The organism is Nitrospirillum amazonense (assembly GCF_007828035.1).
GTDB classification, from domain to species: domain Bacteria; phylum Pseudomonadota; class Alphaproteobacteria; order Azospirillales; family Azospirillaceae; genus Nitrospirillum; species Nitrospirillum amazonense.
Map to the genome: position 1 here is coordinate 713,543 of NZ_VITV01000001.1, position 15,200 is coordinate 728,742.

General features: G+C 66.4%; 10 protein-coding genes. 3 read left to right on the forward strand and 7 right to left on the reverse strand.

Annotation, left to right across the window (positions count from 1 at the left end):
• Positions 1–107 precede the first annotated feature (107 nt).
• The 5 genes from FBZ87_RS03040 to FBZ87_RS03060 all read right to left on the reverse strand — a co-directional run bounded on the left by FBZ87_RS03040 (position 108) and on the right by FBZ87_RS03060 (position 8,042).
• The gene (locus tag FBZ87_RS03040; RefSeq protein WP_145608874.1) at positions 108–1,964 is read right to left on the reverse strand and encodes a flagellin N-terminal helical domain-containing protein; all 1,857 of its coding nucleotides are present in this window, start codon (positions 1,962–1,964) and stop codon (positions 108–110) included.
• A gap of 199 nt (positions 1,965–2,163) precedes the next feature.
• Positions 2,164–4,110: a tetratricopeptide repeat protein gene (locus tag FBZ87_RS03045; protein ID WP_186454539.1), complete on the reverse strand. Its 1,947-nt coding sequence runs from the start codon at positions 4,108–4,110 to the stop codon at positions 2,164–2,166.
• Between the two features lie 160 nt (positions 4,111–4,270).
• Complete coding sequence (locus FBZ87_RS29050) at positions 4,271–4,864, reverse strand: RAD23 family protein (RefSeq protein WP_186454540.1); 594 nt, start codon at positions 4,862–4,864, stop codon at positions 4,271–4,273.
• Between the two features lie 346 nt (positions 4,865–5,210).
• Positions 5,211–7,298 carry a tetratricopeptide repeat protein gene (locus FBZ87_RS30005; RefSeq protein ID WP_145608876.1) on the reverse strand — a complete coding sequence of 696 codons (2,088 nt, stop codon included), beginning with the start codon at positions 7,296–7,298 and terminating at the stop codon, positions 5,211–5,213.
• A 27-nt stretch (positions 7,299–7,325) separates the two neighbouring features.
• Positions 7,326–8,042 carry an MBL fold metallo-hydrolase gene (locus FBZ87_RS03060; protein ID WP_145608877.1) on the reverse strand — a complete coding sequence of 239 codons (717 nt, stop codon included), beginning with the start codon at positions 8,040–8,042 and terminating at the stop codon, positions 7,326–7,328.
• Positions 8,043–8,335: 293 nt separating this feature from the next.
• Here FBZ87_RS03060 and FBZ87_RS03065 point away from each other — a divergent pair, with 293 nt between their 5' ends.
• The 3 genes from FBZ87_RS03065 (at position 8,336) to FBZ87_RS03075 (ending at position 10,603) form a co-directional block, all read left to right on the forward strand.
• Positions 8,336–9,259, forward strand: coding sequence for an HD-GYP domain-containing protein (locus FBZ87_RS03065; RefSeq protein ID WP_145608878.1), 924 nt, complete (start codon positions 8,336–8,338; stop codon positions 9,257–9,259).
• A 701-nt stretch (positions 9,260–9,960) separates the two neighbouring features.
• Entirely contained in the window at positions 9,961–10,182 is a 222-nt protein-coding gene (locus FBZ87_RS03070; RefSeq protein WP_040842923.1) for a hypothetical protein, read from the forward strand.
• Positions 10,172–10,603, forward strand: a complete 432-nt coding sequence (locus FBZ87_RS03075; protein ID WP_145608879.1) for a helix-turn-helix domain-containing protein — start codon at positions 10,172–10,174, stop codon at positions 10,601–10,603. Before FBZ87_RS03070 ends, FBZ87_RS03075 begins: the two co-directional genes overlap by 11 nt.
• A 60-nt stretch (positions 10,604–10,663) precedes the next feature.
• Here the strand turns inward: FBZ87_RS03075 and FBZ87_RS03080 are convergent, their stop codons facing one another.
• Together FBZ87_RS03080 and FBZ87_RS03085 are read right to left on the reverse strand one after the other, a co-directional pair.
• Positions 10,664–11,677 (reverse strand): NADP-dependent oxidoreductase, encoded by a 1,014-nt coding sequence (locus tag FBZ87_RS03080; RefSeq protein ID WP_145608880.1) that lies wholly within the window; start codon positions 11,675–11,677, stop codon positions 10,664–10,666.
• A 196-nt stretch (positions 11,678–11,873) separates the two neighbouring features.
• Complete coding sequence (locus tag FBZ87_RS03085; protein WP_246134205.1) at positions 11,874–14,786, reverse strand: TonB-dependent receptor domain-containing protein; 2,913 nt, start codon at positions 14,784–14,786, stop codon at positions 11,874–11,876.
• Between the last annotated feature and the right edge of the window lie 414 nt (positions 14,787–15,200).

Genomic DNA, 15,200 nt, shown 5'->3' on the forward strand with positions numbered 1-15,200 from the left:
GTCCGGTCACCAAAAAACCGCTGGCCGCCGGAATTGCCCAGCCAAAAAAGAAGGTGGCGGACGTTGCCGTCCGCCACCCTCGGTACTTCCACGCTTGAGCTGATCTATTAGAACAGCTTGAGGATGGACTGCTGAGCCTGGTTGGCCAAGGACAGGGTGGTGACACCCAGGGACTGCTTGGTCTGCAGGGCCAGCAACTGAGCGCCGGCTTCGTTCTGGTCGACCTGCGTCAGGTTGTCGGCACCATCCTGCAACACATTGTTGAACGCGTTGGTGAAATCCGAACGGGTCTGAATGATGTTCAGGTTGGTGGCCAGCGTCTGGGACGCGGAGCGCAGAACGTTGGTCGCGTTGGTCAGCTGGGCCTGGGCCTTGTCGATGTCCGCGCGATCCAGGAAGTTGTTCTGGGCGTAGTCGATGGCCAGACCCTGGCCCGAGGTGGTGACGTTGGTCGCCGCCACGGTGATGCCGCTGCTGTTGTTCTCGTTGAACTGGACGCTCAGGTCGTTCGACGTGCCCGCCGCGGTGGTCTGCGCGGTGGAGATGTTGGCGGCCTTGTTGGCGCTGGCCGCCTGCCGAACGTTACTGGCGTCGACGTTCAGACGAACGGTGCCGGTGCTGAACGAGAAGGCGTTCTCACCATCCGACAGCTTGGAGTCGCCGCGCTCGTTGGTGCCGGAACGGGTCACGGAGACGCCGTTCAGGTCCGTGGCGGTCACGGAAACATCCACGTTCTTCTCGATGGTGGACGTGCCGTTGCCGGCGGTGCCCAGCGCTTCCAGCGAGGCGCGGTCCACGGTGAAGGACACCACCGTGCCCGACGAGAAGGACAGCGAGATGTCCTTGGTCAGGGCATTCGACGCCGAAGTGCCCAGCGAGAACGAACTGGCGGTACCAGCGGTGGCGCCGGCGGTGATGGTGAACTGGTTGTTGGCACCACCCGCACCGACCGAGAAGCCCGAGAACGCGCCGTGCAGGGAGCTGCTGATCACCGCCTTCAGGTTGGTGGCGATGTTCTGCTGACGGGTCGCGGTATCAGCGGCCGACACGTCACCAGCCGAAGCGGTGTAGGTGAAGGACGTGCCGTTGATCGTGGCCGTGAAGGTGTCGCCCTGCTCGATGTTGCCGGTGATGGACACCTGCGAAATCTGGGGCGTGCCCGACGAACCGGCCGTCTGCAGCGTGTTGGTGGCCGACTGGGTGTTGTCGAAGAAGCTGATGGTCCGCGACTCGTCGCCTTCCGTCACCACGACGCTGCGCTGCTGGCCGACCGAGCCGCGGGTCTGGATGGAGATGTCGGAGAAGTTGCCGGAGGTGCTGCTCAGCTTGCCGGAAATCTTCAGGCCGAAGACACCGCGAGCGGTCTCGGCGTTGGCGATGTCGCCGGCGGCGCCGGAGATGTCGCCGGTGCCGGAAATCTTCACCGAGTAGGTGTCGGCGCCGGTGATGTTGGTGACGCGGGCGTTCGAGATCGAGGTGATCGAGTTGGCGGTCGCGATCGTGGTCGAGGTGGCGGCGAAGGACTGGCCATTACCGGCAACCAGGTTCTTGCCCGAGTAGCCGCTGTCACCCGCCAGCTTGTCGATCTGGTCCTTGATACCGTTGAACTGATCGGCCAGCGACTTGCGGGTCGCGACGGCACCGGCATCCGTGCCCAGGTTGGCATAGGCGGTCGTCAGCAGGCCCTGAGCCTGGGTCACGAGCGACTGGATGGAGGTGATGCCCTGGCTGCCAGCCTTGATCGTGCTGACGGCCTGCGACATGCCGTCCTTCAGGGTGGACAGGTCGCTTGCGCGCTGATTCAGGCTCTGCGCGGCGAAGAAAGCGGTCGGACCGTCAAGGGCGGAATTGACCTTGTTACCGGTCGCCAGCTGGTTTTCCAGCTTGCTGGTCGCGGTGTTGGTCTGCTGCAGCAGCAGCAGGTTGGTCCGCATGCTGGACGAAAGCTGAACGGCGTCAGACATAAAAAGTCTCCTTTGGAGAGGGTATGTGTCGCCCGAGTTTTTCGGACACGTTAAGTGATGACTGGTTTCTGTGACGGAGTCAAGGCACGATTGATAAAATTTTAGACGTTTTGTCTATGTCTCAGGGTTCACCCGTCGTGCCGGCCTTCACCACGATGGTTCAATACATCACCAACTGTTGACGGATCCTTAACATGGATCAAGGCGCCTCGATAGCGGTATCAGCGACACGCCGCGCCAGGTCGGCGGCCACCCGGGCCATGATCGGACGCCAATCCCCGCGCGCCTCCTGCCGATAGAGGCGGGCGCTGGGGTACCAGTCACTGTCCGTGCGGCCCATGCCCCAGCGCCAGTCGGGGATCTGCGGCAGAATGACCCACACCGGCCGTCCCAGGGCCCCGGCCAGATGGACCGGGGCGGTGCAGGAACTGATCAGCAGGTCCACCTCAGCGAGGATGGCGGCGGTATCGGCGAAATCCTTGATGTCCGGGGCCAGGTCGGTGAAGGCGGCGGGCAGGTCTGCGTCCGCCAGATCTCGCCGCCCATCGCCCATTTGGATACTGAAGACGTGCGTCCCCGGCACACGCAGCACCGGCGCGAAGGCTGGCAGCCGGGGGGAGCGCCAACGGTCGCCGGTGAAGTTCGGGTTGCCGGCCCAGACCAGCGCGACCTTCAGGGCGCCGGGATCCGCCATGGCCCCCCGCAACCGGTCACGCCAGCGCGCGCGGCGGTGGTCTTCTCCCGGCAGCCCGTCCAGGGAAAGATAGGGAAGCTTGTTGGGAATGGGGGCCAGTCCGGCCTGGAAAAGGCCCGGCAGGCTCATGACGGGACACTGCAGGTCGAAGGCGGGCAGCGGCTGGTCCGTGGGCGCCAGCTCCAGCCGGCCGGGATGCGCCAACCCCTGGAACAGGGCCGCAAGCTCCGGCGGTGTCTCCACCAGCAAGCGGCCGCCCCGGGCGGCGACCAGCGGCAGATAGCGCGCCGCCATCAGCATGTCACCCAGGCCCTGCTCGATATGGACCAGCAGGGTACGACCCGGGAAGGGCCCGCCGTCCCAGTCCGGGCGGTCGAAGGTGCGCAGGGGGGTTGTGCGGCTGTGGCGTCGCCATTCATACAGCGGCCAGCCCTTGGCGTATCGGCCCAGCAGCAGGGATACCAGCGCCAGGTTCCAGTTGGCCTCCACCGCGTCGGGCTTGAGGGCCAGCGCTTTTTCCGCCGCCTGGGCCGCATCCTCGAGTCGGCCCAGGTCGTACAGGGCGGCGCCCAGGGCGGTCCAGGCGCGGTGGAAGGTGGAATCAAGGGCCAAAGCCCGGTGGTAGGCATCGACCGCGCCGTGCAAATCATCCATGGCGCGCCGGCCCATGCCCACATTCAGCCAGCCGCCGACGAAAGCGGGGTTCAGCCGCACGGCCTCCTCGTAGGCGGCCAGGGCTTCGGCCGGCCGTTGCAGTTCGCTCAGCACGGTGCCCAGGTTGGTGTGCAACTCGGGTATCCGGGGGAACAGGGCCAGAGCCTGGCGGTAGCTGGCCGCCGCCTCGTCCAACCGTTTGGCCGCCTTCAGCGCGCCGCCCAGGTTGGACAGCGCCTCACCGTATCGCGGATCCGCGGCCACGGCCGCCTGGAAGGCGGAAATGGCTTCCGCGGTTCGCCCCCCCGCCAGCAGGCAGGCGCCCAGGCTATTCCATGTTTCGGGACTTGGCACCAAACCGGCCCCGCGCCGGGCGGCCGCAGCCTGCTCATAGAGAGGCAGCGCGTCGGTGGCGTGCCCCTGCTCCAGCAGGGCGGCGGCGCGGCGCTCCTGCAATGTCGCCAGGGCATCGGCGGCCTGCGCATGGCCAGATTCCCTCTGCAGCACATGCCGATACAGCGCTTCGGCGGCATCGGGCTGACCCTGGCCCTGGCGCACCGTGGCCAGCAGCAGGGCGATGGCGGGAATGTCCGGCGCCAGGTAATGGGCCCGTTCCAGCCGAGCCAGCGCCACCTGGTCGTCCCCGCGCTCGTGGGCAGCCATGCCCCAAAGATAAAGCGCCTGGACATGATCTGGCGCCACGGCCACCACGCGGCCATACAGCAGTTCCGCCTCCGCCAGGCGGCCGGCCTCATGGTGGTCCAGCGCCAGCTTCAGCCTGTCTTCAACGGTAGCCATAGTGATCGTGCCGTCCCGGCCGGTGCTCCACGCGATAGGCCCGCAGCATGGCCGCGAGCGGCATGCCGGTTCAAAACAAATCGCGGACTGGATCGGAAAAGCAGGCAGGCCCCGCCCTACCAGGCGGACGACGGCCATTGGCCTGTACGGGGAAGAGGCGTCAGGCGACCACGTTGACGGCCGCAGCACCCAAGGTCACCGCCGCCACTAGGGGGCTTATCAGGGCGCTGCCCGATCCGGCGCCGCCCGTGCTGGTGGACGACGCGCCGGTGGTGCCGGCGGAGGAGGCGGTGGTGCTGGTGTTGGACGCGGTGGCGCCCGCTGCCGACTGGTCGTTGGAGGGGGCCGTCACTTCGGCCGGCAACAGCGGATTGCCACCCTTGTAATGCGGGGCGCCGGTCGCGCGCAGGCGATATTGCTCCACCACCTGGCGGGAGGGGATTTGATAATCGACGGCACCGGTGGTGCTGTCGCGGAACTGGGTGATGGCGATGGCCGCCTGACTGTCATATGTGACGACCGGGCTGATGTAGGCGGGCGCCGACAGACGCGACGTCGTCTCCTCCCCCGCCGTGGAGGTTCCCCCGGAGGCGGCGCCAGGCGTGGACGAACCAGGCGTGGGCGAACCAGGCGTGGACGAACCGGCCGTCGCCTCGGCCGAGGTGTCGTTGGTGGCATAGCCCAAGGTCGCCAGGGTCCCGTTGGGGATCTGGGTGTAGACGGAGCCAGTGCTTAACACGCCATCCAGGGCCATGGACTTCGGTCCTTGGTTAGGAGACAATCGGAAATATTCGACACGCGCCCGTAAGGGACGTGCGCAGGCCAGGAAGACATCGGTTCGGACCCCTTATTCCACCTCTGGTTTCGAGGGGCTTCCCAGGGACGAGTCCTTTGGAAAAGACCGGCGAAAAGGTGGTCGGGGGTGGCGGATTCACGCCACAGTAAATTTTTCAACAATAACTTTAACAAAATTGACGCGGCCGCACAAATTTTTTTCGCAACTCTACCGTTAGGATAGGACGCGGCTTCGCCCTGCTTGCGATCAGAGATTGCCGCGGGGGCCGAGTTTCGATGCGCGATCAATCAAAAAGATAACATTTTCAGGGGATTGGTTTCGCAACCAAGTCGATTGCCAACTGGCGCGCCGTGGCTGACCAATCGCCCCAACTCTCTTGACGATACAGGCGCAGGGTGGGGTACCAGGGGCTGTCGGCGCGATCGCGCAACCAGCGCCAGCAGCCGTCGGTGCGGGACAGCACCCATACCGGCCGGCCCAAGGCCCCCGCCAGATGGGCGACCGCCGTGTCCACGGTAATGACCAGATCCAGGCAGGCCACCAGCGCGGCGGTGTCGGCGAAGTCCCGCAACTCCCCCGTCCAGTCCAGCAGAGGAAAGGGCGCCGTGGCTGCCTGTGCGGCCGGGGTGCCTTTCTGCAGGCTGATGAAACGGACGTCATCCGCGGCGGCCAGGGGAGCCAGCACCGCCAAGGGCACGCTGCGGCGTCGGTCGATCAAGGCCGATACGGGGTCGTCCGGGCGGGGGTCGCCGCCCCATACCAGGCCCACGGCCCGCATGCCCGCCGGCACGGCCTGGGCCAGCCGCGCCCGCCAGCCCTCCACCGGCGGCGGCGTCAGATAGGGACACTGGGCTGGAATGGTTTCCAGCGTCGTGCCCAGGCGGTGCGGCAGGCTCATCAGCGGGACGCGGGCATCCCAATCGGCGGCGCTGACCGTGGCGCCGGGTGGAACCACCGTCACGCCGGGTAGGCTCAGAGCCATCAGCCGCGCCAACGCCGGCTGCACTATGAGACCGACGCGGGCCAGGCCCAACCGGCTGGCCGCCCCCGCCAGCAGGGCGGCGTAGCGCGCGAATTGCAGCGTATCGCCGTGTCCCTGCTCGGCATGCACCAGCAGGCGTGTGCCTGCCATCGCCGTCGGATCCGGTCCCCGCCATTCCGGCAGGACGGTCAAGCTGGGGTCCGGCGGCGGCATTTGGCCGGTCTGGTGGCGCCATTCATATTCCTGCCAACCCATGGCCAGGTCACCCGCCAACAGGCGGGCCAGCGACCGCTGCCAGTGCACCGCCGGTTCCCCGGGCGCCAGGGCCAGCGCCTTGAGGTAAAGCGCTTCGGCCCCGTCATCGTCGCCCAGGTCCTTCAAGACCGTGGCCAGATTGGTCAGCGGCCGGTGGTCGTCCGGCGCTGTGGCGGCCGCGCGGGTCAGGACATCCGCCGCCTGCGGCAGCCGGCCCTGGGCGTGCAGCAATACGCCCCGGTGGTTCAGCACCTCCGCCCGGCCGGGGTCCTGCGCCTCGGCCTGGTCCAACGCGGCGGCGGCGGCATCGAAGTGGCCCAGCCGGGTTTCCAGGAAGCCCAGGTTGATCAGGATTTCGGCCGTCTCGTCCGCCATGCCGGGCAGGGCCAGGGCCCGGCGCAGGGCGTCGGCCGCCGGCTCTGGCTGGTTCAGGGCCATCAGGGCCAACCCCAGCCGCGCCCAGCCCTCACGCCGGCCGGGATCCAACTCCACCGCACGGCGGGCCAGGGTGGCGGCGATCGTGGCCCGGTGGCCGCTGGACCCCTGGGGAGCGCCCCCCTCGGAGAGGGAGAGGTGGTCGCCGGCCTGGTTCAGCCAGAGGCTCACCAGGTTGCGCGTCGCGCCAGCGTGGCCGGGCTGTCGCCGCAGGACCTCGGCGAACGCCGTTTCCGCCTCGTCCGTCAAGCCAGCCCGCGTCAGAGTCACCGCCAGGTCATCCAGGATGTCGATATCGTCCGGCGCCAGGGCGGCGGCGGCCTTCAAGGCCCGCACGGCGGCCGGCGCGTCCCCCATGGCCGCCAGGGCGCGGCCCCGCCGCCGCTGCCAGCCCGCCGCCTGGGGCGCGGGCGGATTCAGGGCCAGGGCCTGCTCCAGGCAGTCCGCCTCAAGCGCGGGGCGGACCAGTGCTGCGGCCGCGTCGGCGCGGGTGACGTGGAAGGCGGCGGCCGCCGCGTTGGCCTGCGTGGCTTGGCCGGCGAGGTCCAGGGCTTCCTCCGCCCGACCCGTCTGCAGGCACAGCACGGCCAAAAGATTCAGCGCGTCGCCTTCCGCCGGTGCCACAGCCAGGATGCGACGGTAAATCACCTCGGCATGGCCCAGGGCGCCCTCGCGGTGATGGCGCAAGGCCTCGTTCAGGGCGTCGGTGATACTGGCCATGGGACTTTCCAGAAAGGGGGCGGGGGCTTAGCCCCGCGCCACGGCGCGGTCGGATACGAAGGGGTTGCTACGCCGCTCCTGGCCGAAGGTCGAGGGCTCGCCATGGCCGGGCAGGAAGGTGATGTCGTCGCCCAGGGGGAACAACTTCTCACGAATGGACCGGATCAGGGCAGCGTGATCGCCACGGGGGAAATCGGTACGGCCGATGGAGCCCTGGAAAATGACGTCGCCCACGACGGCCAAGCGAGAAGCCGGATGGATGAAAACCACGTGGCCGGGGGTATGGCCGGGGCAATGCAACACATCCAGCGTCAACTCACCCACCATGACGGTGTCGCCATCGTTCAGCCAGCGGGTGGGGGTGAAGGACTTGGCGTACAGCATGCCATACTTGGCCCCGTCTTCCGGCAGGCGGTCGATCCAGAATTTGTCCTCCAGCTGCGGCCCCTCCACCGGCACGCCGGTCGCGGCCGCCAGGTCCGCCACGGCGGCCGCATGGTCGACATGGCCGTGGGTCACCAGGATGCGTTCCAGCGTCAGGCCCTGGCGCGCCAGGAATTCCTTGATCTGAGTGACGCCGTCGCCAGGATCGACCACCGCCGCCCGCTTGGTCGCCGTGCACCACAGGATGGAGCAGTTCTGCTGGAACGGCGTCACCGGCAGGATGGCCACCTTCAGGGGCGGCGTACCCGGCGCGGGCTTTGCGGCGGCGTCCGACGCGGGGGGGACGGTCTGGTCCGGCATGGCTGTCCTCGGGCGGTGGGGGGTGGAAGGGCGCCTCACCGTCATACCCCGCCGGGCACCGGCAGGTCCAGGTTTAGCCGGACTTGCGAACCGCCAAAGCTACCCACCCGGCGAGCGACGCCACGGCCGGTGTGGCCGTGACCAGGTGTGCCGGCGACTTCAAGCAGGGGTGGGCTGGGTCCTAGGTGGTACTCCTTATGCCATTGGCCAAGCGGTCTATTACTTAGGGGCCGGTAGCAAATCCTTAAGCACTTCCCGCCAAGACTGCCTTCGTGGGTAGAAGGAGCGGGGTTATGGATATCGTCGTGATGCGTGCCGGGGCCCTGCTGGTGGCCGACGCCGCGCACCTGGCCGGATACTGGCCCGCCCTGCTGACCGCCGCCCTGGCCGCGGCCGTGGCCGTGCGCGAGGTGTTGCGCCGCCGGACGCTCGTGGCCCCACCGCCCCCCGACCGCTTGACGGAAATGAGCCGCATCCTGGCGACGGAGGTGGCTCAGCGCCGCCGGTCGGAAGTCATGCTGGTCAGTGCGCGGGCCCAGCTGGGTGAAGCGCAATCGCAAATGATCAACCGCCTGCGATCCGCCAGCGCCTTGCGGGATAACGAAACCGCCTCCCACACCGACAGGGTGGGGCAGATGGCCCGTCATTTGGCGCTGCTGGCAGGATGCGACGCTGAATTCGCCGACCAGCTGGCGCTGGCGGCCCCCCTCCATGACGTGGGCAAGATCGGCATCCCCGACGCCATCCTGCTGAAGCCCGGCCCCCTGGCCCCCGCAGAATGGGACGTGATGAAGACCCACACCACCATCGGCGCCGGCATCCTCATGGGCAGCGGCCTGCCGCTGCTGGACCTGGCGGCGGAGGTTGCCCTGAGCCATCACGAACGGTGGAACGGCCAGGGCTATCCCCGGGCACTGAAAGGCCCCGCCATTCCCTTGTCCGGCCGCATCGTGGCCCTGGTGGACGTGTTCGACGCGCTCATGTCCGCCCGGCCCTATAAGGAGCCGTGGCCCCTGTCTCGGGCCCTGGCCCACATCACCGGCGAGGCCGGCGCCCATTTCGACCCGAACCTGGTGCGTCTGTTCATGGACCAGATCCAGGATTTCGTTGCCATCCGGGAGCGGGACCGCGACGAGGAGGCGATGCTGGGCGCCGACCAAGCCCTGGATTGGGAGGAAATGGCGTCCGCCCAGGTGATTCCCCTGCCGATGCGCTGACCTTCTATAATCCATTCATTGAAATACCCAGGAGCGGGGCCGCAACCATCTGAAAAGGAATGGGCGCCCGCCTTTTTCATGTCCGGCCCAAGTCGGCCGCGGGCGGTGACCGCATAGGCGGATTGGCGGATGGCGCGCGACGGGTGCGGCCGCTACCGTGGGATCAACGAAAAGGATCCCGTCAGGGACGCCCGAACCGGTAAAGGGCGAATGCCCATTTCTTTTCAGATGGTCCGGCCCCGCCGCTCAGGGTGGCGCCGGGTGGCGTTCCAGGCTTTGTCCGGGCCTCCCCCGTGCCTTCGCGAGAGGGCGGCAAAATCGGCGCCTTAATCGTTCCTGCAAGCGACAGCTTTTGACGGCTCGTCCGTATAACGACAAAAGCGCACCTAATTCGTGTCGCCCTGCGGAAGAGATGGCTGAAGTGCCAAGGGGCGGCCCCGGTGTCCGGGCGGTTTAGGCCCGGGAACCAGGATTGGTTGCAGCGTTGCATCGGTGTGTTGGGCCCGAGCGATCATGAGTGCCATTTCTGCAATGGCTCAGGTTGATTTCGCAACCACCAGGCGGATCCCGCGTCCGGCTGATGGCGGCGAGGATAGGCCGGGAGACAGCGGATCTGGCGGTTTCGGGCGGTTTCGTCCCGCGTTCCTGGAAGGGGCACGACCAGGGGGCGTGGGGCGGGCCAAGGAAATGGATTTGCAGAAATGAAGATCAAAAGCGTCATCGTGATCGAGGTAGAGGCAGACGACTTCGTGGCGGCGGGTGACCATCAAGCGGCGATCCGCCGTCTGTTCGAGCCCATCATGGCCACCTACCCTCAGGCCAACCTCACATTCTCGCAAGTGAAGCAGCGCGCGGCTTCCCAGGTGCGGCCGTCCCTGCGCCTGGCCTCCAACACGGGGAACATGCACCATTATGACAGCTAATCAGAACGACCACCGCCATCGGCAGCGCAGCGCTCCCCTGGCGGCCCTGGAAGCCATGCGGGCGGTGGATGAGCAGTTCTCGCTGCAGGAGGCCTGCGGTTTCCTGTACATCTGCGAGAACGAAGGCATCAGCCTGCGGGAGCTGGGGATGTTGCTGCGGGCGCAGCCGCACACCGTGTCGCGCATCGTTGCCCGCCTTTCCACCGGGTTCGGCAATCGGGCCTCGGACCTGGTGGAGGCGCGTACGCTGCACCATGACAACCGCGTCCGCACCCTGCACCTGACGGAACGGGGCCGCACCTTGTGCCGCACGCTGAACAGCATCATCGTGCAGGCCGTACCCATCCTGGATGATGGGGAAGGCGCCCCCGCTGCCACCCGGTCTGCTACCGGCGCCACCTGGGCGTCCGCCTCGGCCTGACGTGAAGTCGCGATCCCCGGCGGCGGTTGGGCCGCCGGGGCGCGTCTTGTCCCGTCTTGCTCAGTCGGCGACCTTCAGGGCCAGCTTGCCGAAATTCTCCCCCGTGAACAGCTTCAGCAGCGTGTCGGGGAAGGCGGCCACGCCACCCTCCACGATGTCCTCGCGTGATACCAGCCGGCCTTCCTTGATCCAGCCGGCGATCTCCGCCACCGCCTGCGGATAGCGGTCGGCATAGTCGAACACCACCATGCCCTCCATACGGGCGCGGTTGACCAGCAGCGACAGGTAATTGGCCGGTCCCTTCACCGCCGTGGTGTTGTTGTACTGCGAGATGGCGCCGCACACGACGATGCGCGCCTTGCGCGCCAGCTGCGCCAGCACCGCCTCCAGGATGTCGCCGCCGACATTGTCGAAATAGACGTCCACGCCGTCGGGGCAGTGAGTGCGCAAATCCTTGCGGATGTCGCCGGCCTTGTAGTCGATGGCCGCGTCATAGCCCAGCGTCTCCACCGCGTAGCGGCACTTCTCCGGCCCGCCGGCGATGGCCACGGTGCGGCATCCCTTGATCTTGGCGATTTGTCCCACCACCGCGCCGACGGCGCCGGTGCCGGCCGAGACCACCACAGTGTCGCCCGGCTTGGGCTGGCCCACGTCCAGCAGCCCGAAATAGGCGGTCATGCCCGGCATGCCGAGCGCGCTCAGGTGCACGGGCAGGGGCGACAGGGCGGGATCGACCTTGGTCAGGGCCTTGGCCGACAGGGTGGCGTATTCCTGCACGCCCAGCGCGCCGCTGACGTAGTCGCCGGTGGTGAAGGCGGGGGCGGCGCTGGCCACCACGCGGCCGATGCCGCCGGCGCGCATGACCTCGCCCAGCCCTACGGGCGGGATGTAGGACTTGCCCTCGTTCATCCAGCCGCGCATGGCCGGGTCCAGCGACAGGTACAGGGTCTGCACCAGCACCTCGCCCTCGGCGGGCGGGCGCGCCGGTTCTTCCGTGCGCTGCCAGTCGCTGTCCTTCGGCAGGCCGACGGGGCGGGCCGCCAGGCGGATCTGGTGATTGGTGGGCGTGCTCATGGGCGGATTTCTCCCGGTATCGAAGGGCCGGCGTGCCCCGGCCTTGGCTGACGCGGGACGCAGCCTAGCGCCAAGCGGGTGGGACCGGTATATCGAAAATCATCGATACAATCTTATTTTGCACAAGATATTGCCAACAAAGGAAAACGGCGGGTCCGAAGACCCGCCGTTCGTCTTGAAACGGGATGATCGCCAATCAGAAATCGGCGGTCACACCCAGGAAGAAGGTCCGTCCCAGGGTGTCGTAGATGCCGGGGAAGGTGTTGCCATTGCCGTAGCTGGACGTGCCGGCGATGCCGTAGACGTTGCTGTCCAGGATCGGCGGATCCTTGTCGAACAGGTTGTTGACGCCGAAGCGGACCGTGTAGTGGTCGTAGAGTGTGGCCGACAGGGCGATGTCGAAGTAGCTGTAGCTGTTGATGCGGCCGTCGGCTTTGTCGTAGTCGCCCGACAGCAGGGCGTTGCTGGTGTTCTGGTCCAGCTTTACGCCGCCGATGTACCGCCAGTTGCCGGACAGGTCGACGTTCCACGGCGTCTGCCAGGTGACACGCATGGTGTGGCGCCACATGGGCATGGGCTGGCCGCAGGTCACGCCGAACAGGCCGCGGCAGTTGTAGGCGCTTTCGCCCGGCTGCTGCTGCACCAGGTAGTTGGCCATCCAGGTGCCGTTGAAGTTGAACAGCACCGAACCGCGGTCCTTGACGTTCAGGTCTTCCAGGTCGACCAGGTAGTTCAGGCCGATGTCCACTCCCTGCTCGTTCAGGTAGCCGGTGTTCAGCTCGGTATCGATGATGTAGCCGCCGGTCAGCGCCAGGCTGCCGTTGCTGGCGCGGTGCACCAGGCTGCAGTAATAGCTGTCGCCGCTGTTCAGGCACTGGTTCAGCACGGACGAGGCCGACAGGGTGCTGATCAGGTCGGTCACACGGATGTCGAAATAGTCGACGGTTGCCGAGAAGTTACGCAGGAAGGTCGGGGTGATGACGGTGCCGATGGTCCAGGTGTCGGCCGTTTCCGGCTTCAGCGCGGTGTTGCCGCCGGTCAGGACGTTGCACTGCGAGGATGTGCATTCCGCGATGGTGCCGTACTGGGCGGCGGTGACGCCGGTGCGGGCGCACTGGGCCAGCGTGGCCGACGGGCTGGAACCCGCGCACGGATCGGAGGCGGAGGTCAGGCCCACGGTCTGGGTGGAATACAGCTCAAGGATGCTGGGGGCGCGGACGGCGCGGTTGTAGCCGCCGCGGAAGCTGAGGTCTGAGACGGGCGCGTAGGTCAGGCTGGCCTTCCAGCTGTCGACCACGCCGGACGAGCTGTAGTCCGACCAGCGGTAGCCGGTATCCAGCACCAGGGCCTTGGCCCACTCCCGCCCCTCGATCAGCGGCACGCGCAGTTCGCCGTAGATTTCCTTCACATCGTAGGAGCCGCTGGAGTTCTGGGTGGCGCCGCCGGAGCCGGCCAGGTCGCCCGAAGAATTCTCCTCGTCCACCTTCAGATTCAGGCCTTCCTTGCGGTACTCGGTGCCGAAGGCGATGGCGACTGGGTTGTTGGCCAGCGGACTCTGCATCCCGAACCGACCGAAGTCGCCGGTGATGGACCCCTGGACCACGTCCTGGGTGACGTTGCCTTCCTTGAAGGAGGTGGTCTTGATGTAGTTCCAGGCGTCGCTGCTGATGCCGTTCAGCGAGAAGATGTTCAGCGGCACGCAGTTTAGGTCGGTGCCGTCGATGACGGACTGGCAGGTGGCCACCCCGTTCACGTTCACGACGTTCAGGGCCTTCTGGACCTTGGAGATGGAGACGTCGTTTTCGTAATGCTCGGTGTAGATCACTTCCGAGTGCTGGGCCGAGACGTCATAGCTCCAGCCGCCGCCCAGATCGCCCTTGGTGCCGATGACATAGCGGTAATCGGTGTGGCGGATGTCGTCGTACCGCTCCATGCCCGAGCCGCTGAAGCGCAGGCCGATGGTGCCCGACCAATTGGTGCTGGTGCCGGCGTTGCTGCCGCACAGCGCCGTCGCTTCAGACGCCGACATCAGCGGGTTGTCGCAGTTGATGTTGTACAGGGCGGAATTGAAGATGGCCGACGGGGCGATCTGGGCCCGGGTGTGGTCGGTCATGAACATGAAGTCGGTGTAGACGTCGAACGCCGGGCTGACCTCATAGTGCGCGAAGGCGCCGCCCGTGTACCGCTCGTCCTGGCGCTGCAGGTAGTTGTAGGGCCCGTAGTTGTAGGACAGGGCGTTGGTGTAAGGCACGAAGGTGGACGAGCCGTCCGGGTTCAGCGACAGGCCGGTGCCCGACCCGTTGGTACGGAAACGGCCATAGGTGTTGTTGCTGGACCCCTGGCAGACGTGGCTGTCGTTGTCGGCGCCCGAGACGGAAAGGGAGCAGGCGGACCAGTCGCGGCTGGACTGTTTCACCGGCTCCGTCCAGCGGTATGTCGCATAGGCGGTGACGTTGCCGCGGTTGTTGGGGGCGTTGGCGCCGATGATGAAGCTGCTGTCGCGCACGAAGCCGTCGAACTGGCTGCCCGGAACGGACACGCCGAAGTTCTTCAGCGCCGTCTGCGCTTCCTTGTTGTCGTTGTCGTGCTGGGCGGCCGACAGCTGATAGTCGACCTTCACGCCCTCGAAATCGCGCTTCATCTTGAAGTTGACGACACCGGCGACGGCGTCGGAGCCATAGACGGCCGAGGCGCCGCCGGTGACCACATCCACACTGTCCACCAGCGCCGCCGGGATGAAGTTCACGTCGGCGTAGGGATAGCTGGGGTCGCCCCCGGCCATGCGGCGGCCGTCGATCAGCACCAGGGTGCGCGAGGGGCCCAGGTTGCGCAGGTTGATGGTGGCCGTGCCGCTGGCGCCGTTGGACACGCCCTGCGTCTGGTCGGCGGTCACGCCTGGCAGGCGGTTCAGCATGGTCTCGACGTTGGTCGTGCCCTGCAGCTTCATTTCCTTGTCGGTGACCGTGGTCAGCGGGCTGTCGCTGCTCAGGTTCGCGGCCTGCTTGATGCGCGACCCGGTGACGACGATTTCCTGCAGATCGTCCTCCGCGGCAGCGGCGGTGCCCACCGCCATCGCCATCACGCATGCGGCCATGGAACCGGCCAGCATGGTCCCCATCAATGTCGTCGACGTGAGCAAACGTCCCCGGTCTGTCATTTTCTTCACTTGTCTCTTCTCCACCCAACCGCCTGTAACGGCGTCTTGACGGTCACGCCGGCAATCCCCGTGCTGAAAAGGGGCTGAGGCTGCCGGATCGCTTGGAGCAGAGTTTTTGAGGAGTGAAAAACGAGCGTCAACTAAACGCGATAATAACGATTCATATAGCGAGTCTATGTCACGTTTCAGTGACACTTAATCTTAATAACGCATCGTGATTTTGGTAACTGCTTCGTAACTGGCATTATATTTATTTTGATGATGCGATCAGTATTAGATGCAATGTCGTGCTTCCATTCTTGGAAGATTGCACAACGGCGGTGCAATTAAGCGCTTTTCCAAAAGGTTAGGGCTCACATCCCTAGC

Excerpts from the sequence above, each read along its gene's own strand:
- FBZ87_RS03040 (WP_145608874.1), bottom strand. The coding sequence starts at position 1,964 with ATGTCTGACGCCGTTCAGCTTTCGTCCAGCATGCGGACCAACCTGCTG.
- FBZ87_RS03045 (WP_186454539.1), bottom strand. The coding sequence starts at position 4,110 with ATGGCTACCGTTGAAGACAGGCTGAAGCTGGCGCTGGACCACCATGAG.
- FBZ87_RS29050 (WP_186454540.1), bottom strand. The coding sequence starts at position 4,864 with ATGGCCCTGGATGGCGTGTTAAGCACTGGCTCCGTCTACACCCAGATC.
- FBZ87_RS30005 (WP_145608876.1), bottom strand. The coding sequence starts at position 7,298 with ATGGCCAGTATCACCGACGCCCTGAACGAGGCCTTGCGCCATCACCGC.
- FBZ87_RS03060 (WP_145608877.1), bottom strand. The coding sequence starts at position 8,042 with ATGCCGGACCAGACCGTCCCCCCCGCGTCGGACGCCGCCGCAAAGCCC.
- FBZ87_RS03065 (WP_145608878.1), top strand. The coding sequence starts at position 8,336 with ATGGATATCGTCGTGATGCGTGCCGGGGCCCTGCTGGTGGCCGACGCC.
- FBZ87_RS03070 (WP_040842923.1), top strand. The coding sequence starts at position 9,961 with ATGAAGATCAAAAGCGTCATCGTGATCGAGGTAGAGGCAGACGACTTC.
- FBZ87_RS03075 (WP_145608879.1), top strand. The coding sequence starts at position 10,172 with ATGACAGCTAATCAGAACGACCACCGCCATCGGCAGCGCAGCGCTCCC.
- FBZ87_RS03080 (WP_145608880.1), bottom strand. The coding sequence starts at position 11,677 with ATGAGCACGCCCACCAATCACCAGATCCGCCTGGCGGCCCGCCCCGTC.
- FBZ87_RS03085 (WP_246134205.1), bottom strand. The coding sequence starts at position 14,786 with ATGCTGGCCGGTTCCATGGCCGCATGCGTGATGGCGATGGCGGTGGGC.